This window comes from Geodermatophilus siccatus, assembly GCF_900103785.1.
In the GTDB taxonomy this organism is placed as follows: domain Bacteria; phylum Actinomycetota; class Actinomycetes; order Mycobacteriales; family Geodermatophilaceae; genus Geodermatophilus; species Geodermatophilus siccatus.
This window is the reverse complement of the sequence record NZ_FNHE01000013.1, coordinates 1-20541: the sequence shown is the minus strand read 5'-3', so window position 1 is coordinate 20541 and position 20541 is coordinate 1. Positions and strand designations below refer to the sequence as shown.

The following is a 20541-nucleotide window of genomic DNA, read 5'->3' as shown; positions in this document are numbered from 1 at the left end:
GGTACCGACGAGTGGGGGGTACCGACCGGTGGGGGCCGGAGGCCTCCCCGAGGAGGGACGCAGCGGCTCCGCGCAGCGGGGGTACGGCACCCGGCCGCGATCGGAGTCCAGAAGACGACAGCGTGATGCGCGAGGAGGCGCGGACATGACCGAGAGCGCGCAGGGCCGCCCACCGGTGGACGAGAGCCGTCCCTCGGCGCCGGACCAGGACGCCGGGTCGTCGGTCCCGGCCGACACCGGCGTGGGGATGGGCCGCGGCGAGGCCGACACCTTCGAGCCGGAGGAGTCGCGACCGGCCGACGAGGACTGACGGTCGGCCGACGATCACGGCGCCGTGACCGCGCCCGCGGTCGGGCGGGCGGTCACGGCGCCGTGATCGCGCCGGGTGCCGAGCGCCGGCGCTACTGCGTGGTGAGGGTCTCCACCTCGCTCACCGGGGCGGTGGCGCCGGGCTCGTGCCGTGCCTGGTCGGCCACCGCGGCGGCGACGGCCGACGTGACGGCGGGGTCGAAGACGCTCGGGATGATGTAGTTGGCGTTGAGCTGGTCGTCGGTGACCACACCGGCGATCGCCTCCGCCGCGGCCAGCAGCATCCCGTCGCTGATCTCCCGGGCCCGCGCGTCGAGCAGCCCGCGGAAGACGCCGGGGAACGCCAGCACGTTGTTGATCTGGTTCGGCAGGTCCGAGCGGCCCGAGGCGACGACGGCGGCGTGCTGCCGGGCCCGCACCGGGTCGACCTCGGGCGTCGGGTTGGCCATGGGGAAGACGACGGCCTGCGGCGCCATCCGCGCGAGCGCCTCGACCGGCAGCACGTTGCCGGCGCTGACGCCGATGAACACGTCGGCGCCGTCGAGCGCGTCGGGCAGCTCGCCCCGCACGCGCCCGGGGTTGGTGCGCTCGGCCAGGTCCCGCTTGGCCGGCGAGAGCCGCTCGTCGTCCGGCGAGAGGATCCCCTCGCGGTCCCACACCAGCACGTGCCGGGCGCCGGCCTTGAGCATCAGGTGCACGATCGCCGTCCCGGCCGCCCCGCCGCCGGCGACCACGATCTTCACGTCCTCGAGCCGCTTGTCGACGACGCGCAGGGCGTTGCGCAGCGCGGCCAGCGCGACGATCGCCGTCCCGTGCTGGTCGTCGTGGAACACCGGGATGTCGAGCTTCTCGCGCAGCCGGGCCTCGATCTCGAAGCAGCGCGGGGCGGCGATGTCCTCGAGGTTGATGCCGCCGAAGCCGGGGGCGATCAGCTCGACGGTGCGGACGATCTCGTCGACGTCCTGGGTGTCCAGGCAGATCGGCCAGGCGTCGATGTCGGCGAACCGCTTGAACAGGACGGCCTTGCCCTCCATGACCGGCATCGCGGCGCCCGGGCCGATGTCACCGAGCCCCAGGACCGCGGAGCCGTCGGTGACCACGGCGACGGTGTTGCCCTTGATGGTCAGCCGGCGGACGTCGTCGGGGCTGTCGGCCAGCGCCAGGCAGACCCGTGCCACGCCGGGGGTGTAGGCCATCGACAGGTCGTCGCGGGTCTTCAGCGGCACCCGCGACGCGACCTCGAGCTTGCCGCCCAGGTGCAGCAGGAAGGTGCGGTCGCTGACCTTGCGGACCGTGACCCCGGGGACGGCCCGCAGCGCGTCGACCATCTCCTCGGAGTGCGCGGCGTCCGCGGCCGAGCAGGTGACGTCGACGGTGAGCCCGTCGGAGCGGGAGTCGACGACGTCGATCGCGGTCACCGCGCCGCCGGCGGAGCCGACCGCGGTCGCGATCCGGCCGATGGAGGCCGGGTCGCCGTCGGCGGTGAGCCGCACGGTGATCGAGTACGACGCCGACGTGACCGGCCCGCGAGGCGGCGTGGCCGGCTCGCCGAGGGCGGTGTCGTCGGTGCTGGGCGTGGCAGCGGTCTCGGTGCTCATGGCGTCCCCCATCGTGACACCGAACCACCCGCGGGGGTGCTTTCGGTCACAGTGGTCACGGATGCCGGTCAGCCGGTGGGCCGGGAGGTGCGCCCCTCGGCGCGGGCCTTGAGCCCCTCGCAGAACTGGCGGAAGGAGGGGTTCAGGTCCGGCGTCGAGCGGGCGAGCAGCGCGGCCAGCGGGCCGGTGTGGTCCTCGCGGACGGTGAGCACCGTGCTGCCGTCCTCCTGCGCGTCGAGGTGGTAGGTGCGCTCGATGACCGCCAGCCCCAGCGGCAGCCCGCCGCGCCAGCGCATGACCTCGCGCGGGCGGATCTCGGTCACCGTCACCGAGAAGGGGCGGTCGCGGATCATCGTGGCGTAGAGCGTCAGCTCCTCGCCGAGCGCGACCCGGCCGTCCACCCGGTCGACGCCGGAGTCCCAGTCCCGCCAGCTGCCCACGTCGACCAGCAGCGTCCACACCTGCTCCGGGCTCGCGTCGATCCGCGCCGCCGCCTCGTAGCTCCTCACGCCCAGCCTCCCATCCCGGCCCGCCCTCTCACCCGGCCCGCACGGCCGTCGTCTGCAGGTGGGTGTTGGGTACCACGATGCCCGGGCCGCCGCCCCGGGTCGAGCTGCCCCACAGGTCGGCGACGTCGGCCTCCAGCGCGGCCCGCCCGGCGGGGTCGAGCCGCTGCCGGGCCACGTCGTGCACCGGCGCGGTCCTGCCGCGAGTCGGCCGGCGGCGGGGGCAGAGGGCGGTCTCCGTCAGCCGAGGAGCAGCGCGCCGCGCTCCCGCGGTCCGGCCACCCGGACCGCCAGGGCCGCGGCCACGACCACCGCGGCGCCCACGGCGGCGACGGTCACCACGCCCGGCCCGCCGTCGACGGCGACCGCGACCAGGCCCCAGGCGACCGCGAGGGCGAACGGCCCGGCCGCCACCCGGGCGACCAGCACGAGCGCCGCCCCGAGGGCCGCGACCGCCCCGAGCGCGACGACCGCCCACACCTGCGCCGCCGCACCCTGGGCCGGCGCCCCGAGCGCGACGCCGGCGCTGGCGACCTGCACCGCCGAGGCGAGCGTCACCCAGCCCAGGAGCAGCCCGGTGACCGCCGCCGGGAGCAGCCGGGCCAGCCCGGTGAGCGGCATGGCCTGCAGCCGCGCCCAGGCCGTCGCCGCGGCGGCGACGATCGCGAGGAGGAGCACCGCGGGGAGGACCGGCACGCGGTCACCCACCTGCGGGAACAGCAGCTCCCAGACGGCGTTCCCGGCGAACGCCGCGGCCAGGGGCCAGCCGGTCGCCCGGTGCACCGCGCGGTCCCGCTGCCCGGGGAGGGCCTGGTAGACCGCCCAGGCCAGCGCCAGGGCGAAGACCGGTCCCCAGATCGAGAAGGCGTAGCCGGCCGGGGTGATCAGCGCGCGGGTCGCGTCGCTGACCTCGCCCACGCTGCGCCCGGCGAGCGCCGAGCCCAGGGGGCTGCCGACGATCTGGGCGATCGCCGCCAGCAGCACCGCTCCCGCCCGCAGGGCATCCGCCCGTCGTCCGTTGGTCACCCCAGGTCCCTACCCGGCCGCGGGAGCCCCGGCACGCGGTGGGGGCAGGGTCACCCCGTCCGCAGGCGGGGCGCGAGCGCGGCGGCGTCGCGGGACGACGGCGGCGCGGCGGCCAGCGCCCGGCCCCAGGCGACCAGGCCGGCGACGTCGATGCCGTGCGGCGGGGCGTCGGCGTAGGCGGCGACGTTGCCCGCGCCGCGCTCCAGCAGCCGCTCGGCGCCGCGGTCGTTGCCCCGCGCCACGTGGGTCAGCCCGACGGCGAGCTGGGCCAGCCCGCGCCACAGCTGCCGCTCCGGGTCCGGCGCGGACTTCCACGCGTCCTCGAGCACCTCGTGGGCGTGGAAGGGCCGCCCGGCGTCCAGCAGCTGCTGGGCCTCGGCGAGCGCCTGGTCCGGCGTCCGCAGCACGCCCTCCGGCGCCCGCTCCTCCCCCACGGCACCCCGCGGCAGGGGGCGCCCCAGCGCGTCGCGCGGCCGGGCGTTGCGCGCGCGGCCAGCGGGATCCCGGTCCCGGTCGACGTCCACCCCACGATCCTGGCGCGGACACCGGTTGTGCGCTGCCGGGTCGTGCGTTCCGTCGGTGGGCCCGTGCAGGATGGAGCTCGAGGACGGCCGCACGACGGGCCGCCCCCGCACCGACCCGCGGTCGTTACCGACCGGTCCGGACCTGGAGGGGGTGGGGCCCGTGGCCCCGGTCACCGAGCAACGCACGGTCGTCCTCGACCTGGAGGCCGCCGTCGCGCACGTCGCCGACGCGGCGCTGCGCCCGGACCCGGTCGGTCCGGTCGGCCTGGAGCTCGAGGCGCACCTGGTCGACCTCGACGCGCCAGCGTCGCGCGTGCCCTGGCAGCGGATCCGCGACCTGGTCGACGCGCTGCCCGCGCTCCCCGGCGGCAGCCGGGTCACCCTCGAGCCCGGCGGCCAGGTGGAGCTGTCCGGCCCGCCGTGCACGGACGTCGCCGCCGCGGTGGCGGCGCTGCGGGCCGACCGCGACGTGCTCGCCGCGGCCCTGGCCGCCGAGCGGCTGGCCGTGGCCCCGGTGGGCGCCGACCCGCTGCGGCCCCCGGCCCGGGTCTGCCCGGCCCCCCGCTACGCCGCGATGGAGGAGCACTTCGCCGCCGTCGGCTGCGCCGAGGCGGGGACGGCGATGATGGCCGGCACCGCCGCGCTGCAGGTCAACCTGGACGCCGGGCCCTGCGCGGGCTGGAGCGAGCGGGTGGCCCTGGCCCACCAGCTGGGGCCCACCCTGGTCGCCGTCGCGGCCTGTTCCCCGCTCGCCGCCGGCCGGCCGACCGGCTGGGTGTCGCACCGGCAGCGGGTCTGGAGCGACCTCGACCAGGCCCGCTGCGGGCCGTTGCTCGGTGGCGCCGACCCGGCGGGCGAGTGGGCCGCGTACGCGCTGGCCGCGCCGGTGATGCTGGTGCGCGACCCCGACGGCGGGGCCGCGCCTGTCGGCGAACGGGTCAGCTTCGCCGAGTGGGTCACCGGCGAGGTCCCCCTCGGCGGGCGGGTGCCCTCCGCCGCCGACCTCGACTACCACCTGACCACGCTGTTCCCGCCGGTGCGCCCCCGCGGCTACCTGGAGATCCGCTACCTCGACGCCGCGCCCGAGCCGTGGTGGCCGGCGCTGGCCGCGGTGACGACGGTGCTGCTCGACGACCCGGTCGCGGCCGGGCACGCCGCGGCGGCCACCCTGCCGGTCGCCACCGCCTGGGACCGTGCCGCGCGCGCGGGCCTGGCCGACCCCGCGCTGCACGCCGCGGCCCGCGCCTGCCTCGCCGCCGCCTGCGCCGCCGTCCCCGCCGCCCTGCGGCCGGAGGTGGAGGCGCTCGCCGACCTCGTCGACCGGGGCCGCTGCCCCGGCGACGCCCTGCTCGGCACCGCCCGGGCCGGTGGCCCCACCGCCGCCCTCCTCTCCGCCACGGGAGCTCCCCGGTGACCGACCTGACCGAGACCCTCGCCCGCGACCTCGAGGCCGCCCGGCAGCGCACGCTGCGGCTCACCGACCACGACGAGCCCGAGCTGCTGCGGCAGCACACCCCGCTGCTCAGCCCGCTCGTCTGGGACCTCGCGCACGTCGGCCAGCAGGAGGACCTCTGGCTGCTGCGCCGCGGCGACGCCCGCCGGCAGGGGCTGCTGTCGCCCGACGTCGAGGCGCTCTACGACGCGTTCACCCACCCGCGCGCCGTCCGCTCCCGGCTGCCGCTGCTGCCCCCGGTGGAGGCGCGGTCGTTCTGCGGCGAGGTGCGCGGCCGGGTGCTCGACCGGCTGGGCCGCCTCGGCCGGGACGACGACGGCGACCCGTTCGACTTCGCGATGGTCGTCAGCCACGAGCAGCAGCACGACGAGACGATGCTGCAGGCGCTCAACCTGCGCACCGGCCCGCCGCTGCTGGGCGCCGGGACGTCGCTGCCGCCGGGCCGGCCGGGGGTGGCCGGCACGTCGGTGCCCGTGCCCGGCGGGGAGTTCGTCCTGGGCGTGGATGCCGCCGACGAGCCGTTCTCCCTGGACAACGAGCGGCCGGCGCACCGGGTCGACGTCCCGCCGTTCCGCATCGGCCGGGTCCCGGTGACCAACGCCGAGTACGCCGCCTTCGTCGCCGACGGCGGCTACGGCGACCGGCGCTGGTGGTCCGAGCGGGGCTGGGCGCACCGGGTCGAGGCCGGGCTGGAGCGCCCGCAGTTCTGGAGCGCCGACGGCACCCGCACCCGCTTCGGCGTCGTCGAGACCGTCCCGCCCGACGAACCGGTCCAGCACGTCACGTACTTCGAGGCCGAGGCGTACGCGGCCTGGGCCGGGGTGACCGGAGCGGCCCCGGCGGGCGCGCGGCTGCCCACCGAGGTGGAGTGGGAGAAGGCCGCCGTCTGGGACCCGGCCACGCAGCGGCGCCGCCGCTTCCCGTGGGGGTCGGCCGAGCCGTCGGCCGCCCTGGCCAACCTCGGCGGCGACGCGCTGCGCCCGGCCCCGGTGGGCGCCTACCCCGCCTCCGCCTCCGCCTGCGGCGCCGAGCAGATGGTGGGCGACGTCTGGGAGTGGACCTCCTCGGACTTCGCCCCGTGGCCCGGCTTCCGGCCGATGCTCTACGCCGACTACTCGGCACCGTTCTTCGGTGGCGACTACAAGGTGCTGCGCGGCGGGTCGTGGGCGGTCGACGCGTCGATCCTGCGGCCCAGCTTCCGCAACTGGGACCACCCGATCCGCCGGCAGGTCTTCAGCGGATTCCGGCTGGCCTGGGACGCCTAGGGTGTGCCGCCACCTCGCCTGGCTCGGCCGGCCGCGGACGCTGGCCGAGCTGGTGCTCGAGCCGCCGTCCTCGCTGCTCGTGCAGGCCTGGGCGCCGCGCCGCCAGCGGTACGGCACGGTCAACGCCGACGGCTGGGGCGTGGGCTTCTTCTCCCCCGGCCGGGCACGGCCGGCCCGCTGGCGCTCGGCCCGGCCGCTGTGGGGCGACCCGTCGTTCGCCTCGGTCGCGCCGGTGCTCTCCTCCGGGTGCGTGGTGGCCGCCGTCCGCTCGGCCACCGTCGGGATGCCGCTGGAGGAGAGCGCGGCGGCGCCGTTCACCGACGGGCGGTGGCTGCTGTCGCACAACGGCCGGGTGGACCGCGCGGTGCTGCCGCCGGTGCGGGACGCCGAGTCGACCGTCGACAGCGCGCTGCTGGCCGCGCTGGTGTTCGACCGGGGCCTCGACGCCCTGGCCGACACGGTGCGCGAGGTGGGTGCCGCGGACCCCCGCGCCCGGCTGAACCTGCTCGCCGCCGACGGCACCCGCCTGCTGGCCACCACCTGGGGCGACACGCTGTCGGCGCTGGTCACCGCCGACGGCACCGCGCTGGCCAGCGAGCCGTGGGACGACGACCCGCGGTGGACCGACGTCCCCGACCGGTCGCTGGTCGAGGTCACCCCCGACGGCCTGACCACCACGCCGCTGTCCTGACCCATCCTGCCCGCCTCCCGACGAGCACTGGAGCACCGTGTCGATCCCGCTCACCAACCACCTCGCCCCCGAGGACGCCGCGGACGAGCTGCGCGCCGACGCCCGCGCCGGCCTGACCGCCACGCCGAAGAGCCTGCCGCCGCGGTGGTTCTACGACGAGCGGGGCAGCGAGCTGTTCGACGAGATCACCCGGCTGCCGGAGTACTACCCGACCCGCGCCGAGCGGGCCGTGCTCGCCGCGCACGCGCCCGAGATCGCCGCCGCGTCGGGCGCGGACGTCCTGGTGGAGCTCGGCAGCGGGACGTCGGAGAAGACCCGGCTGCTGCTGGACGCGCTGCGCGACGCCGGCACGCTGCGCCGGTTCGTGCCCTGCGACGTCGACCCGTCGGTGCTGCAGGCGGCCGGGGCGGCGATCACCGCCGAGTACCCCGGCGTGGAGGTGGCGGCGGTCGTCGGCGACTTCACCCGGCACCTGGGCGAGCTGCCGCGGTCGGGACGCCGGCTGGTGGCCTTCCTCGGCTCGACCATCGGCAACCTGGAGCCGGAGGCGCGGGCGGCGTTCCTCGACGACCTGGCCGGCACGCTGCAGCCCGGGGACTCCTTCCTGCTCGGCACCGACCTGGTCAAGGACCCGGCCCGGCTGGTGCGGGCCTACGACGACGCCGCGGGGGTCACCGCGGAGTTCAACCGCAACGTGCTGCGCGTGCTGGACCGCGAGCTGGGCGCCCACTTCGACCCCGCTGCCTTCCAGCACGTCGCCGTGTGGGACGCCGAGCACGAGTGGATCGAGATGCGGCTGCGCTCCCTGACCGACCAGGTGGTGCACGTCCCGGCACTCGACCTCGACGTCCGGTTCGCCGCCGGTGAGGAGCTGCGCACCGAGGTCTCGGCGAAGTTCCGCCGCGAGCGGGTCGAGGCCGAGCTGGCGGCGGCGGGCCTGCGGATGACGCGGTGGTGGACCGACCCCGACGGCGACTTCGGCGTCTCGCTCTCCGGGCCCGCTTGAGACCGGCGTCGGCCTCGGGGTCCTCGCCCCTCCGCACCGGACCAGCGCCCACGGGCCGCAGGCCGCGTTGATCGTGAAGCTGCGGTGGCGACATGCCGTCCGGACACGGTGTGTCGCCACCCGGACCCCATGATCGCCGCGGGCCGGGCCGGGCCGGGCCGGGCAGCTGCCGCTGCCGTGACCGGGCTGCCGGCACCCCGGACGGCTAGGGTCGGGCGGGTGCCCCCGGACGTCGCACCGCTGCGGGACGCCGATCCCGGGCCCGACGACGCCGAGGTCGGCCGCCGGTTCGCCGCCGGTGACGAGCAGGCGCTGGCCTGGGCCTACGAGCGCTTCGCCGGGCAGGTCCACGGCATGGCGGTGCGGGCCTTCGGTCCGGGTCCGGACGCCGAGGACGTCACCCAGCAGGTCTTCGTCTCCGCCTGGACCGGCCGCAGCGGCTACCGCCCCGAGCAGGGCCCGCTGGCGGCCTGGCTGGTCGGCATCTGCCGGCACAAGATCGCCGACACGTGGGCCCGGCGCGACCGGCAGCGCCGCGCCGCCGAGGCCGCGGTCACCGAGGCCCGCTCCGCGACGGAGGGCACCGGCCCGCAGGTCGACACCGCCGTCGCCGACCGGGTGCTGCTCCTCGGCGAGCTGGAGCAACTGGGCCAGCCGCAGCGGGGCATCATCGAGCTGGCCTTCTTCGAGGACCTCACCCACACCCAGATCGCCGACCGCACCGGGCTGCCGCTCGGCACGGTGAAGTCCCACATCCGGCGCACCCTCGAACGCCTGAGGTCACGGTTGGAGGTGGACGGTGCGGCACTGCACGCCTGAGCAGCTGGCGCTCGCGGCGCTGCACGAGCCGCTGCCCGCCGACGACGCCACCCACCTCGACTCCTGCGCGCAGTGCCGGGAGGAGGTCGCCTCGCTGCGCCGCGCGGTCGACGCGCTCGCCGTCCCCCAGCTGGCCGCGCCCGGTGCCGCCGTCCCCCCGCCCCCGGGTGTGTGGGCGGGGATCGCCGCCGCCACCGGGGTCACCACCGCGCCGCGTCCCGAGGCGGTGGCCGCGGTCCCGGCCGGCCCGCCGCCCGCCGTCGTCCCGCCGGCGCCGACCCCCACCCCGGCGCCGGTCGTGCCGCTGCGCACCCGGCGCTCGCGGCTGCTGCTCGCCGTCGCGGCGTCCCTGGTCGTCGGCGTCGGCATCGGCGCGGGCGCGGTCGCCCTCGGCACGGGGGACGACGACGGGCAGACCGTCGCCGCGGCCGCGCTGGACCCGCTCGACGACGGCGACGCCACCGGCGAGGCCCGCGTGCTGGAGCGCGACGACGGCACCCGCGTGCTCGAGGTCGACCTGTCCGCCGCCGACCCGGACGACGGCTTCTACGAGGTGTGGCTGATCGACGAGGAGGTCGAGCGGATGTACTCCCTCGGGGTGGTCCAGGGCGGCGGCGAGGTGACCGTCGAGGTGCCCCCCGGTGTCGACCTCACCCAGTTCCCGGTCGTCGACGTCTCGGTGGAGAAGCTGGACGGCGACCCGCGGCACTCCGGGGTCTCGGTCGCCCGCGGCGTGCTGGCCTGACGGCCCTCCTGCAGGGGCCCGCCGCGAGCCGGCGAGCAGTGGGGAGCAGGAGGGTCCTTCTTCTAGCGTGGGGGCGTGACGACGCTCCATCCCGCCCTCGTCCACGAGGACCTCGGCGCCGCGTGGCGCTCGGCCCGGCCCCGCCCGGCGGGCCGGCACCTGGACAGCGCGGCGTGCAGCCGGCAGAGCCACCGGGTGCTGGAGGCCGCCGCCCACCACGCCCGCCACGAGGCCGAGCTCGGCGGGTACGTGGCCGAGGCGACCGCCGAGGACCTGCTGCAGCAGGGCCGGTCGGTGATCGGCGGGCTGGTCGGGATGGCCGCCGCGGACGTCGTCTTCGTCGAGTCCGCGCAGGCCGCGCTGGCCACGCTGCTCGCCGGGTGGCGGTTGCCGGCCGGGGCGCGGGTGGCGTGCCTGCCCGGCGAGTACGCGCCCAACGCGGCGCAACTGCGGGCGGCGGGGCTGTCCGTCGAGCACCTGCCGGTCGACGACCTCGGGCGGGCCGACCTGGACGGCGTGGCCCGGCTGCTGGCGGGCGACCCGCCGCGGGTGGTGCACCTGACCCACGTCGCCAGCCACCGCGGTGTCGTCCAGCCGGCCGCCGAGGTCGCCGCGCTGTGCCGCGAGGCCGGGGTGCCGCTGGTGCTCGACGCGGCGCAGTCGCTGGGGCACGTCGTCACCGACCTGGGCGCCGACGTCGTCTACTCGACCTCGCGCAAGTGGCTGGCCGGGCCGCGCGGGGTGGGCCTGCTGTGCGTGCGGCCGGCGGTCACCACCGAGCTCACCCCGCTGCTGACCCCGCCGGACGACGTCCCGCCGCTGCGGGCCTTCGAGTCCGGGGAGGCGCACGTCGCCGGCCGGGTCGGGCTGGTCCTGGCCGTGGGCGAGCACCTGGCCGGGGGGCCGGTCCGGGTGCACGAGCGCCTGGCCGCGCTGGGCCGGGCCGCCCGCGAGGTGCTCGAGGGTGCCGCCGGCTGGCGGGTGGTCGAGCCCCTCGACGAACCGACCGCCACGACGACGCTGCGCCCACCGGACGGCGTCGACGTCGTCACCACGCGGGCCCGGCTGCTCACCGAGCACGGCATCGTCACCACCGCCATCGGCCCGCAGCGGGCGCCGGAGGAGATGACCGGGCCGGTGCTGCGCGTCTCGCCGCACCTGGACGCCACGGTCGACGACCTCGAGGCCCTCGCCACCGCCCTCTGAGGAGGGACCCCGTCCTCCTCAGACGGCGGCCTGCGTGCGCGCGGACACCCGGCGGCGGACGGTGAGCTGATCGTCGAGGCCCGGGTGCACGGGGACGCCGTCCTCGACGACGAACCGTCCCGCGACGACGGTGTGCCGCGCGGCGACCGGGCCGCAGCGCAGCCAGCCCTCGACCGGGTTGCCCGCCGGTGTCCCGGTCACGTGTCAGCGCAGGATCTCGACCAGCAGCACCCACGCGTTGAACACGGCGCCCACGAAACCGGCCACCAGCGCGGGCACCGTCCAGTACAGCCCGCCGCCGGCGCCCGCGACCAGCGTCGCGCCCGCCGTCACCAGGGGCGCACCGGTGCAGGCCACGATCACCGCGGGGACGACGATGCTGCGTGCCTGCGCGCCCGCGGGCCGCCCGCGTCGGACCCGCAGCGCCCCGTCCCAGCCGATCAGCACCAGGCCGGTGCCGGCCAGCTCCAGCCCGAGCGCCGTCGGGGACTGGCCCGGGACGAGCACGAAGACCGCGGTCGTCAGCAGGACCACCAGCACCCCGAGGGTCTCCCCGGCCCGCAACGGCAGCCAGGCGATCCGCAGCACCTGCTCGAGGTTGATGGAGACGGCGACGAACAGCAGGCCGAGCAGCGCGGCGGCGGCTCCCGCCATGGCGACGTAGAGCTCCGACCACGGCTCGGACGCGTATGCCATCCCCGACTCAGCCGAGGGTGCCGGTCAGTCGACCGGCTCGATGGCGAAGTCCGCCGTGTCGCCCTCGACCGAGGTGACGGTGATCCGCAGCCCGATCTTCTCGCCGGTGTCCGGATCGGTGGCCGAGCACTCGGTCGTGGCGTCCACCTCGGCGTCGAGGTCGCCGGGGCAGGAGACGTCGGCGGCGACGCCGAACTGGGACTCGAGGGTGCTGGCGACCTGTGTCTCCAGCTCGTCCTTCCCGATCGACGAGCCGCAGGCGGTCAGGCCGAGCCCCAGCACGGGCGCGACGGCGAGCAGCAGGAGGCGGCGCGGCACGGGCGAACCCTAGCGGCGCCCCCTGGTGCACCGGACCGCTTCGCTCACCGCCCGCGACCCTGCACCAGCCGGGCCACCGGCGGGGTCAGGTCCGCGCCCAGTGGGCGGGCCCCGACCAGCCGGCCGGCCTCGGCCGGCGCCACCCCTGCCCCCTGCAGGACCTCCAGCGCCTGGACGTCGGGCAGCGCGTCGAACCAGCGCCGTCCCAGCGCCTCGCGCCCGGCAGCGGTCGGCCGGCCCCACAGCCGCAGCCGCGCCATGCCGCCGTCCGGGAAGACGTCCAGCCGCACCCGGTCCACCGCCGGGCCACCGTCGAGGACCAAGCGGTGCCGGGTGTCGGGCTGCAGCCGGGTCCGCGGCAGGACGACGACCTCGCCGTCCGGGCCGCTGCCGGTGAGGGACGCAGACCCGGGCGCGTTGCCCAGGAAGTACGAGGTGTCCAGCTCGGCGAGGGTGACCACGCCCTCGCAGGCCAGCGACAGCTCCACCCAGTCGTTGCCCTCCCCGCGCCGCCGGCGGGTCTCCCAGCCCTCCCCCATCGACCGGGCGAGCCCCGGCGACACGAGCTGCACCGGGCGGCCGTAGAAGGCGTCGCTCACCCCGGTCACCAGGGCGCCGTTCTCCAGCGCGGCCAGGTCGACCGGGCCGGCGTCCAGCAGGCGCGGGTCGGGGACGGCGGTGCCGTGCACCCGCAGCCGGGCCACGCCACCGTCGGGCGTGATGGTCAACCGCACGTGGGTGACCCGCCGGGCCGAGTCGACCGGGAAGGTGTTGGCGGTGTCGCCGGCGAGGTCCGACAGCGGCAGGAGCGGCTGCCAGTCGGCGCGCTCGAGCTCGGCGACGGTGGGGTGGCCCTCGACCGCTGCGCACTCGACCGACGCCTGCGGCGGGAAGTTGCCCGTGAAGTGCGCGGTGTCGACCACGACCGCCGACACGATGCCCGGCACGCCCAGGCGGACGATCGCCCAGTCCGACCCCGGGGAGCGCCGGCGCCGGGTCTCCCAGCCGTCGTACTCCTTGCCGCGGTGGCCGAAGCCGGGCAGCGCCTGCGCCGGGTGCGGCAGCACCAGGTTCTCCTTGGCGGCGAAGGACTCGTCGTTGGCCGCGAGGACCGCTCCGCCCAGCGCGCGGCTGGCCAGGTCGGGCAGGCGGGTGGGATCGCTCATCGGGCTCCTCGCCGGTCGCAGGGTCGCGCGGGGGGTCACTGTGGCACGGGGCGGGTAGGGCACCGGTGCCCGACCAGTCGCCCTCGAGGAGGACCCGTGTCCGAACCCACCGACGACCTGCGCGAGCGCGCCCGCGAGCACGTCGAGCAGCTGCCCGCCGAGACGGCCCTCGGCAACGCCGACCCCGCGGGCGGCGTCCAGGACGACCCCCAGGTGCTCGACCAGGCCGCCCGCGAGGAGGGCGAGCAGCGCAGCTGAGAGAGGACCTCCTGCAGGGAGCCCGGCTCCTCGGCGTCCCCGGGCCTGCGAGGCACCCGGGGAGGGGGCGCGCCCTCGCAGCCCCCCGCAGGTGCGGGCGACGGGGGGCGCGGCTCTGCCCGTCGGGAGGCTCGCGACCTCACCTCAGGCGGTCTCCCGCTCAGGGGCGGTGAGGCCGGCCACCGCACCGGCGACCCGGTGCAGCTCGGTGCCCCACGCCGTCGCCGTCCACCCGCCGGGCAGCGGCAGCCGGACGGCGTCCTCCCCCGTGGCGACCGGCCGCTCGTCGCTGCCCGTGTGCACGGTGGAGGCGTACGCCCGCGGAGCCACCGGCGGAAGCCAGGCCGGGGCGCCCGGCCCGAGGTCGACCGTGGTGTGCAGCAGCGGCCGGCCGGCGCGGACCACCCGCGTGGTGCCGGTCCAGCGGCCGGGCTCCTCGCCCCGCCGTCCGAGCAGCACCTGCTCCGCGGCGGTGAGCACGCCGTCGGGCCCGAGTTCCGCCTCCAGCTCCGCGACGTGCCGGGCGCGCGCGGCGACGACGGTCGGCTCCGGCGCCAGGTCGAGCTCCCCGGCCACGGTGGCCCGGATGCGCTGCACCGACGGCCGGGCGGCGCCGCGGGAGGGCAGCGCGACCGCCGCGGCGACCGAGCGCACGCACAGCCGGGCGCCCTCCTCCACGACCAGCCGGACCGTCACGTCGTCCCCGCCGAGCGGGCCGAAGGCGGTGGCGACGAGGTGCACCGTCCCCGGGCCGGTCCGGCGGACGGCGTACTGCCCGCCCGCGCGGACCACCGGCAGCACGGTGCGCCCGCCGGGGCCGCGGCAGGCGACGACCTCGACGAGCGTCCTCACGCGGGTTGCACGCTGCGGGCCCTGATCTGCTCGCGCACCCAGTCGGCCACCGCGGCCGCGCTCGGGTCCTCGCGCAGCGAGACGAGCAGCGTCGGCCTGCCGCCGCGCACCGCGTCCGCGTCCCGTCGCATGACCCCCAGGTCGGCGCCGACCAGCGGGGCGAGGTCGGTCTTGTTGACCACCAGCAGGTCGGCGGCGGTGACCCCGGGACCGCCCTTGCGCGGCACCTTGTCGCCGCCGGCCACGTCGATCACGAACACCTGCACGTCGACCAGGCCGTAGCTGAAGCTGGCCGTCAGGTTGTCCCCGCCGGACTCGACGAGCACCAGCTCCAGCCCCGGGTGCCGGGCCTCGAGCAGCTCGACGGCGTCGAGGTTGGCGGTGATGTCGTCGCGGATCGCGGTGTGCGGGCAGCACCCCGTCTGCACCGCCTCAATCCGGTCGTCGGGGAGGACGGCGTTGCGGCGCAGGAAGTCGGCGTCCTCGGTCGTGTAGATGTCGTTGGTCACGACGGCGAGGTCGTACTCCGGCCCCAGCGTGCGGCACAGCGCCGCGGCCAGCGCCGTCTTGCCGGATCCCACGGGTCCGCCGAGGCCGATCCGCAGGGGTCCAGGCCTGCCCTCCGGGGAGTGCCGGTGCGGCGCGGGCGCGTCGACGTAGTCGTCCAGGTTGTGGTCAGGCGGCATGGGGACTCCCGATCGGGTTCATGAGGCGAAGAACCGGTCCTTCCGTGCGGCGTGCACCTCGGCGAGCAGGTCGAGCAGGGGGTCCGCCGCCGCCGGGACGCCGTCCGCCGTGGCGACCTCGTCGATCTCCGGGGCCAGGCGGGCGGTGAGGGCGGCGACGGCGAGCGGGTCCATGGCCAGCAGCCGCTGGGCGGCGGTCGCCGGACCGCTGACCGACAGGTACGCGGCGGCCGCGGCGGCGTCCCGCGGCGTCAGCCCGGCCACCGCGGCGGCGACGCCCAGGGCGAGCGGGGAGTGCGGCCGTTCGGGCAGCGCGTCCCAGACCGGCGAGGGCCAGGCGCGCCGCCCCACGCGGACCAGCCCGCGCCCCTGCTGCCGGGACGCCGCCCGCAGTGCCGGTGACGGGGTCCGCGCGTCGGCCTCCGCATCCAGGGACAGGAGCGCAGCGACGAGCTCCGACGAGGCGGGGGCCGGAGACTCCCCCGAGGAGCAGCTGGCAGGGCTCAGCGCAACCGGGAACGGCACCTGGCCGCGGTGTCGTCCGGAGGACGACAGTGCCGTCGCCGCGGCCGCCAGTCCGGCAGCCACGGCGCCCGCCGTGTGCAGGCGACGCCGCAGGAACGCCGTGAGCGTCGCCGGGTCGTGCACGACCCCGGCCGCGATCGCCTGTTCCACGCCGCCGGAGTGCGTGTGCCCGCCGGCCGGCAGCCGGGAGTCGGCCAGGGTCAGGAGCGCTGCCGTCATCAGAAGAGGAAGTACCGCTGGGCCATCGGCAGCTCGCGCACCGGCTCGGGCTCCCACACCTCGCCGTCCACCCGCACGGTGAAGGTGTCGGGGTCCACCCGGATCTCCGGCAGCGCGGTGTTCTCCGGCATGTCGGCCTTGGTCAGCCGCGTGGTGTCGGTGACGGCGACCAGCCGCCGGTCGACGGCGAGCCGGTCCGCGAGCCCCGCCTCCACGGCGGCCGGTGCGACGAAGTGCAGCGACGTCCGCGCCGGCACCCGGCCGTACGCCCCGAACATCGGCCGCGGCAGCTGCGGCTGCGGGGTCGGGATGGAGGCGTTGGCGTCGCCCATCTGCGCCCAGGCTATGACGCCGCCCTTGAGCACCGCGTGCGGCCGGACGCCGAAGAACCGCGGGTCCCACAGCACCAGGTCGGCGAGCTTGCCGGGCTCGACCGAGCCCACCTCGCCGTCGATCCCGTGCGCCACGGCCGGGCAGATCGTGCACTTGGCGACGTAGCGGCGCGCCCGCAGGTTGTCCGCCGCGCCGTCCCCGGCCAACGCCCCTCGCTTGCGCTTCATCACGTGCGCCGTCTGCCAGGTGCGCAGCACCACCTCTCCGACGCGGCCCATCGCCTGCGCATCCGAGCCGATCATCGAGATGGCCCCGAGGTCGTGCAGCAGGTCCTCGGCGGCGATCGTCGTCGGCCGGATGCGGCTCTCGGCGAAGGCCAGGTCCTCGGGCACGGAGCTGTCCAGGTGGTGGCAGACCATGAGCATGTCGAGGTGCTCGTCGAGGGTGTTCACCGTGTGCGGCCGGGTCGGGTTGGTACTGCTCGGCAGCACGTTCGGGTGGCCGGCGACGGTGATGATGTCGGGCGCGTGCCCGCCCCCTGCACCCTCGGTGTGGTACGCGTGGATGCTCCGGCCGGCGATCGCGGCCAGGGTGTCCTCGACGAACCCGGCCTCGTTCAGGGTGTCCGAGTGCAGCGCCACGGGGACGCCGTTGCGCCCGGCCACGGTGAGGCAGGCGTCGATCGCCGCGGGCGTGGAGCCCCAGTCCTCGTGCAGTTTGAAGCCGCTCGCCCCGCCGCGGAGCTGCTCCTCCATCGACTCGTGCGAGACGGTGTTGCCCTTGCCCAGCAGCGCGACGTTGACCGGCCACGGGTCCATCGCCTCGAGCATCCGGGCCAGGTACCAGTCGCCGGGGGTGATGGTCGTGGCCTTCGAGCCCTCGGCGGGCCCGGTGCCGCCGCCGATGAGCGTCGTCACGCCCGAGCCGAGCGCCGTCGGGACGATCTGCGGGCAGATGAGGTGCACGTGGCAGTCGATGCCGCCGGCGGTGAGGATCCGGCCGTTGCCGGCGAGCACCTCGGTGCCCGGCCCGATGACCAGATCGGGGTGGACGCCGTCCATCGTGTCGGGGTTGCCTGCCTTGCCCAGCGCCACGATCCGGCCGTCGCGGACGCCGACGTCGGCCTTGACGACGCCCCAGTGGTCGAGGACGACGGCGCCGGTGACCACCAGGTCCGGCGCGCCCTCGGCACGGGTGGCCCGGCCCTGGCCCATCGACTCGCGGATCACCTTGCCGCCGCCGAACACCGCCTCCTCGCCGGCCCGGCCGGGGCCGCCGCAGCGGTCCTCCTCCACCTCGACGAGCAGGTCGGTGTCGGCCAGCCGGACGCGGTCGCCGGTCGTGGGGCCGTACAGCTGGGCGTAGCGCTCGCGGGACAGCCGGACCACTAGGACAGGCCCCCTTCGGCGGTGAGCCCGGGGACGACGCGCGCCCCGGCCAACGGGACCAGGGTCACGGTGCGGGTGATCCCCGGCTCGAAGCGGACGGCGGTGCCCGCCGCGACGTCGAGGCGGTGACCGTGCGCGGATGCGCGGTCGAACTCCAGTGCTCGGTTGGCCTGCGCGAAGTGGAAGTGCGACCCCACCTGCACCGGCCGGTCGCCGGTGTTGGTCACCTCGGCCTCGATCCGCCGCACGCCCGGCAGCGTCTCGATCGTCCCCTCGGCCGCGAGGACCTCACCGGGGATCACGGGATGGGGTGGTGGACGGTCACGAGCTTGGTCCCGTCCGGGAAGGTCGCCTCCACCTGCACCTCCTCCAGCAGCTCCGGGACGCCGTCCATCACGTCGTCCCGGGCGAGCACCGTGCGGCCGGACTGCATCAGCTCGGCCACCAGCACGCCGTCGCGGGCGCCCTCGAGGACGTGGTCGGTGACGATCGCCGTCGCCTCCGGGAGGTTGAGCCGCAGCCCCCGCGCCCGCCGTCGGCGGGCCAGCTCGGCGGCGTAGGAGAGCAGCAGCCGTTCCTGTTCGTGCGGGGAGAGGTGCACGCGGGAGACCTCCGGACGTGGGCGGAGCCCGGACGCTAGCGGCACCGTGTGACAGCGACGTTGCGCGCGGAGGGCTTGCCCACGGCCGGGCACCACCTCTACGGTTCATTACATGAGTAATGAACCCAGGGACCGCGAGGCCCCTGGTCGGCACACCGGGACCGCGCCGTGAACGAGGACGCGGGCCCGATCTTCCGGCAGGTCGCGGCGCAGATCGAGAACGCGATCGTCGACGGCTCACTCGCCGAGGAGAGCCAGGCGCCCTCGTCCAACGAGCTCAGTGCCTTCCACCGCATCAACCCCGCCACCGCCGCGAAGGGGCTCAACCAGCTGGTGGCCGACGGGGTCCTCTACAAGAGACGAGGAGTCGGGATGTTCGTCGCCACCGGCGCCCGCGAACAGCTGCTCAAGCGCCGGCGCAGCGAGTTCGCCGACCAGTACGTCAGCCCGCTGATGGCCGAGGCCCGCAAGCTCGGCATCTCCGTCCACGAGCTCACCGCCATGATCGGCAGCTGGGAGGAGCAGCGATGACCCCGCCCACCACCGCGGCGGCCACCGTCCGCGACGTCACCATGCGCTTCCGTGGGCACACCGCCCTGGACGGCGTCAGCACGGTGATCGAGCGGGACAGCATCACCGGGCTGCTCGGCCGCAACGGCGCCGGCAAGACCACGCTGATGCAGCTGCTCACCGGCCACCGCCTGCCGACCAGCGGCTCGGTCGAGGTCCTCGGCGGCGCCCCCTACGAGAACGACGGCGTCCTCTCCCGGATCTGCTTCGTCAAGGAGGGACAGCGCTACCCCGACCACTTCCGGGTCCGCGACGCCCTCGACGCGGCGGCCCTGGTCTACCCCGACTGGGACGCCGACCTCGCCGCCGAGCTGCTGCGCGACTTCGACCTGCCGGTCAAGCGGCCGGTCAGGAAGCTCTCCCGCGGCATGACCTCCGCCGTCGGCATCGTCGTCGGCCTGGCCTCCCGGGCACCGGTCACGCTGTTCGACGAGCCCTACCTGGGTCTGGACGCCGTGGCGCGGCAGCTGTTCTACGACCGGCTGCTCGCCGACTACGCCGAGCACCCGCGCACGGTCGTGCTCTCGACCCACCTGATCGAGGAGATCGCACCCCTGCTCGAGCGGGTGCTGCTCATCGACCGCGGCCGGGTCGTGCTCGATGCGGACGCCGAGTCGCTGCGCGGCAGCGCGGTCACCGTGACGGGCCCCAGCGACCGGGTGGCCGCCTTCGCGCAGCAGCACGAGCTGCTGCACTCCGAGTCCCTCGCCGGCCGGAGCCGATCCGTCGTCCGGCTGACGGACGGTTCCGACGGAGACGGCGCCGTCGACGCCGGACTGTCCTGGGAGCCGGTCACGCTCCAGCAGCTGGTCGTGGCCATGAGCCTGGGGAGCACCCGCCCCGGCTCCTCCGCCCGTCCCGACCTCGAGGAGGTCTCGTGGTGAACCGTGTCCTGGCCGCGGCCCGTCTGCAGCTGGTGCACCCGATGGTCAGCCTGGGGGTGCCCTGGGCGGTCGGGGCCCTCAGCTTCGCCATCAACTGGGCCGTCTGGCGGATCATCGACATCCGCTCCCTCGAGGGGGAGAACGGCGTGACCGGCGGCGTCTCCGCCCTCTACATCACCGTGCTCGTCGTGTTCGTCCAGGCGGTGACGCAGCTGATGCCGTTCGCGATGGGCATCAGCCTCAGCCGGCGGAGCTACTTCCTGGGCACCTGCCTGGTCGCCGTCGGCATGGCCCTCGGGTTCGGCGTCGTCCTGGCCCTCCTGGACGTCGTCGAGTCGGCGACCGGGGGTTGGGGAGTGGGTCTGCAGTTCTGGACGCCGCCACCGTTGGACGTCGACGGCTTCGCCTCCCAGGTCGCGGCCTCCGGTGCTCCGCTGCTGGCCCTCATCGCGGCGGGCGTGGGCATGGGCGTGGTGTCCAAGCGCTGGGGCCCGAACGGCGTCTGGGGCCTCGTCATCGGCAGCATCGCCGTCCTCGGCGGAGCCGCCGTGCTCATCACCTGGATGGACGCCTGGCCGGACCTCGGCCGCTGGCTGGCCGACCAGTCGCTGATGACCCTCACCGTCGGCCTGCCGCTCGCTCTCACCGCGCTGCTGGGCGCACTCGCCTTCGCCGGCATCCGTCGCGTCGTCCCCTGACGCAGGCCGGACACCCAGGGGGCTCCGGTTCCGCCACCACGGGACCGGAGCTCGCTGCCGTGGGCGGCACGGCCACTCGGGGGGCCGGCGGGGCGGCCTGTTCCGGGAATGCATGAAGGGCCCTCACCGTGGTGGTGAGGGCCCTTCATGGAGGAGTTGTCCGGCGGCGTCCTACTCTCCCACCCCGTCTCCGGGGCAG

Annotated in this window: 27 protein-coding genes; 12 read left to right on the top strand and 15 right to left on the bottom strand. The window is 76.3% G+C overall.

Going from position 1 to position 20541, the window contains the following annotated elements; all coding sequences use genetic code 11:
- Window positions 1-145: 145 nt before the first annotated feature.
- A complete protein-coding gene (locus tag BLS21_RS25345; protein ID WP_175479681.1) occupies window positions 146-310 on the top strand; it encodes a hypothetical protein in 165 nt (54 codons plus the stop codon).
- Window positions 311-401: 91 nt separating this feature from the next.
- On the opposite strand, the gene BLS21_RS20630 is transcribed toward BLS21_RS25345, so the two are convergent.
- The 5 genes from BLS21_RS20630 to BLS21_RS20615 form a co-directional block, all read right to left on the bottom strand.
- The gene (locus BLS21_RS20630) at window positions 402-1907 is read right to left on the bottom strand and encodes an NAD-dependent malic enzyme (protein WP_091223002.1); all 1506 of its coding nucleotides are present in this window, start codon (window positions 1905-1907) and stop codon (window positions 402-404) included.
- Window positions 1908-1975: 68 nt separating this feature from the next.
- Window positions 1976-2416 (bottom strand): SRPBCC domain-containing protein, encoded by a 441-nt coding sequence (locus BLS21_RS20625; protein ID WP_175479680.1) that lies wholly within the window; start codon window positions 2414-2416, stop codon window positions 1976-1978.
- Between the two features lie 28 nt (window positions 2417-2444).
- A complete protein-coding gene (locus tag BLS21_RS25340; protein ID WP_175479679.1) occupies window positions 2445-2600 on the bottom strand; it encodes a hypothetical protein in 156 nt (51 codons plus the stop codon).
- Window positions 2601-2653: 53 nt separating this feature from the next.
- A complete protein-coding gene (locus BLS21_RS20620) occupies window positions 2654-3439 on the bottom strand; it encodes a tryptophan-rich sensory protein (protein WP_139177240.1) in 786 nt (261 codons plus the stop codon).
- Between the two features lie 50 nt (window positions 3440-3489).
- Window positions 3490-3963: a DUF309 domain-containing protein gene (locus tag BLS21_RS20615; RefSeq protein ID WP_091222996.1), complete on the bottom strand. Its 474-nt coding sequence runs from the start codon at window positions 3961-3963 to the stop codon at window positions 3490-3492.
- A gap of 160 nt (window positions 3964-4123) precedes the next feature.
- On the opposite strand from BLS21_RS20615, the gene egtA reads away from it, so the two are divergent.
- From egtA to egtE, 7 genes are all read left to right on the top strand, one after another.
- Entirely contained in the window at window positions 4124-5377 is a 1254-nt protein-coding gene (egtA, locus tag BLS21_RS20610; RefSeq protein WP_091223213.1) for an ergothioneine biosynthesis glutamate--cysteine ligase EgtA, read from the top strand.
- The gene (gene egtB / locus BLS21_RS20605) at window positions 5374-6681 is read left to right on the top strand and encodes an ergothioneine biosynthesis protein EgtB (RefSeq protein WP_091222994.1); all 1308 of its coding nucleotides are present in this window, start codon (window positions 5374-5376) and stop codon (window positions 6679-6681) included. Before egtA ends, egtB begins: the two co-directional genes overlap by 4 nt.
- 1 nt (window position 6682) lies before the next feature.
- A complete protein-coding gene (egtC, locus tag BLS21_RS20600) occupies window positions 6683-7372 on the top strand; it encodes an ergothioneine biosynthesis protein EgtC (protein ID WP_091222992.1) in 690 nt (229 codons plus the stop codon).
- Between the two features lie 37 nt (window positions 7373-7409).
- Entirely contained in the window at window positions 7410-8378 is a 969-nt protein-coding gene (gene egtD, locus BLS21_RS20595; protein WP_091222990.1) for an L-histidine N(alpha)-methyltransferase, read from the top strand.
- 219 nt (window positions 8379-8597) lie between these two features.
- Window positions 8598-9197, top strand: coding sequence for an RNA polymerase sigma factor (locus tag BLS21_RS20590; protein WP_245700624.1), 600 nt, complete (start codon window positions 8598-8600; stop codon window positions 9195-9197).
- On the top strand, window positions 9178-9942 hold the full coding sequence (locus BLS21_RS20585) for an anti-sigma factor (RefSeq protein WP_091222988.1): 765 nt from the start codon (window positions 9178-9180) through the stop codon (window positions 9940-9942). The genes BLS21_RS20590 and BLS21_RS20585 overlap by 20 nt, the downstream gene beginning before the upstream one ends.
- Before the next feature lie 75 nt (window positions 9943-10017).
- Complete coding sequence (gene egtE / locus BLS21_RS20580) at window positions 10018-11148, top strand: ergothioneine biosynthesis PLP-dependent enzyme EgtE (RefSeq protein ID WP_091222986.1); 1131 nt, start codon at window positions 10018-10020, stop codon at window positions 11146-11148.
- Between the two features lie 18 nt (window positions 11149-11166).
- On the opposite strand, the gene BLS21_RS20575 is transcribed toward egtE, so the two are convergent.
- From BLS21_RS20575 to alc, 4 genes are read right to left on the bottom strand one after another with little or no spacing between them, the layout of a single operon-like run.
- Window positions 11167-11349 carry a hypothetical protein gene (locus tag BLS21_RS20575; RefSeq protein ID WP_091222984.1) on the bottom strand — a complete coding sequence of 61 codons (183 nt, stop codon included), beginning with the start codon at window positions 11347-11349 and terminating at the stop codon, window positions 11167-11169.
- Window positions 11350-11352: 3 nt separating this feature from the next.
- Window positions 11353-11844, bottom strand: a complete 492-nt coding sequence (locus BLS21_RS20570; protein WP_091222982.1) for a hypothetical protein — start codon at window positions 11842-11844, stop codon at window positions 11353-11355.
- A 24-nt stretch (window positions 11845-11868) separates the two neighbouring features.
- Window positions 11869-12162, bottom strand: a complete 294-nt coding sequence (locus BLS21_RS20565; RefSeq protein ID WP_091222980.1) for a DUF4333 domain-containing protein — start codon at window positions 12160-12162, stop codon at window positions 11869-11871.
- 44 nt (window positions 12163-12206) lie between these two features.
- Window positions 12207-13328 (bottom strand): allantoicase, encoded by a 1122-nt coding sequence (alc, locus tag BLS21_RS20560; RefSeq protein ID WP_091222978.1) that lies wholly within the window; start codon window positions 13326-13328, stop codon window positions 12207-12209.
- Between the two features lie 96 nt (window positions 13329-13424).
- Here alc and BLS21_RS25335 point away from each other — a divergent pair, with 96 nt between their 5' ends.
- Entirely contained in the window at window positions 13425-13586 is a 162-nt protein-coding gene (locus BLS21_RS25335; RefSeq protein WP_175479678.1) for a hypothetical protein, read from the top strand.
- A gap of 144 nt (window positions 13587-13730) precedes the next feature.
- On the opposite strand, the gene BLS21_RS20555 is transcribed toward BLS21_RS25335, so the two are convergent.
- Genes BLS21_RS20555 through BLS21_RS20530 form a run of 6 tightly spaced genes read right to left on the bottom strand, consistent with a single transcriptional unit; the run spans window position 13731 to window position 18190 of the window.
- Window positions 13731-14438: an urease accessory protein UreD gene (locus BLS21_RS20555; protein ID WP_091222976.1), complete on the bottom strand. Its 708-nt coding sequence runs from the start codon at window positions 14436-14438 to the stop codon at window positions 13731-13733.
- On the bottom strand, window positions 14435-15124 hold the full coding sequence (ureG, locus tag BLS21_RS20550; RefSeq protein ID WP_091222974.1) for an urease accessory protein UreG: 690 nt from the start codon (window positions 15122-15124) through the stop codon (window positions 14435-14437). Before ureG ends, BLS21_RS20555 begins: the two co-directional genes overlap by 4 nt.
- Before the next feature lie 18 nt (window positions 15125-15142).
- Complete coding sequence (locus BLS21_RS20545) at window positions 15143-15868, bottom strand: urease accessory protein UreF (RefSeq protein WP_175479677.1); 726 nt, start codon at window positions 15866-15868, stop codon at window positions 15143-15145.
- Window positions 15868-17589 (bottom strand): urease subunit alpha, encoded by a 1722-nt coding sequence (locus BLS21_RS20540; RefSeq protein ID WP_091222972.1) that lies wholly within the window; start codon window positions 17587-17589, stop codon window positions 15868-15870. Before BLS21_RS20540 ends, BLS21_RS20545 begins: the two co-directional genes overlap by 1 nt.
- On the bottom strand, window positions 17589-17891 hold the full coding sequence (locus tag BLS21_RS20535) for an urease subunit beta (RefSeq protein ID WP_091222970.1): 303 nt from the start codon (window positions 17889-17891) through the stop codon (window positions 17589-17591). Before BLS21_RS20535 ends, BLS21_RS20540 begins: the two co-directional genes overlap by 1 nt.
- Window positions 17888-18190, bottom strand: coding sequence for an urease subunit gamma (locus BLS21_RS20530; protein ID WP_091222968.1), 303 nt, complete (start codon window positions 18188-18190; stop codon window positions 17888-17890). The genes BLS21_RS20535 and BLS21_RS20530 overlap by 4 nt, the downstream gene beginning before the upstream one ends.
- A gap of 168 nt (window positions 18191-18358) precedes the next feature.
- Here BLS21_RS20530 and BLS21_RS20525 point away from each other — a divergent pair, with 168 nt between their 5' ends.
- From BLS21_RS20525 to BLS21_RS20515, 3 genes are read left to right on the top strand one after another with little or no spacing between them, the layout of a single operon-like run.
- On the top strand, window positions 18359-18721 hold the full coding sequence (locus BLS21_RS20525; RefSeq protein ID WP_091222966.1) for a GntR family transcriptional regulator: 363 nt from the start codon (window positions 18359-18361) through the stop codon (window positions 18719-18721).
- On the top strand, window positions 18718-19644 hold the full coding sequence (locus tag BLS21_RS20520) for an ABC transporter ATP-binding protein (RefSeq protein WP_091222964.1): 927 nt from the start codon (window positions 18718-18720) through the stop codon (window positions 19642-19644). The genes BLS21_RS20525 and BLS21_RS20520 overlap by 4 nt, the downstream gene beginning before the upstream one ends.
- Window positions 19638-20342, top strand: coding sequence for a hypothetical protein (locus BLS21_RS20515; RefSeq protein WP_091222962.1), 705 nt, complete (start codon window positions 19638-19640; stop codon window positions 20340-20342). Before BLS21_RS20520 ends, BLS21_RS20515 begins: the two co-directional genes overlap by 7 nt.
- Window positions 20343-20541 lie beyond the last annotated feature (199 nt).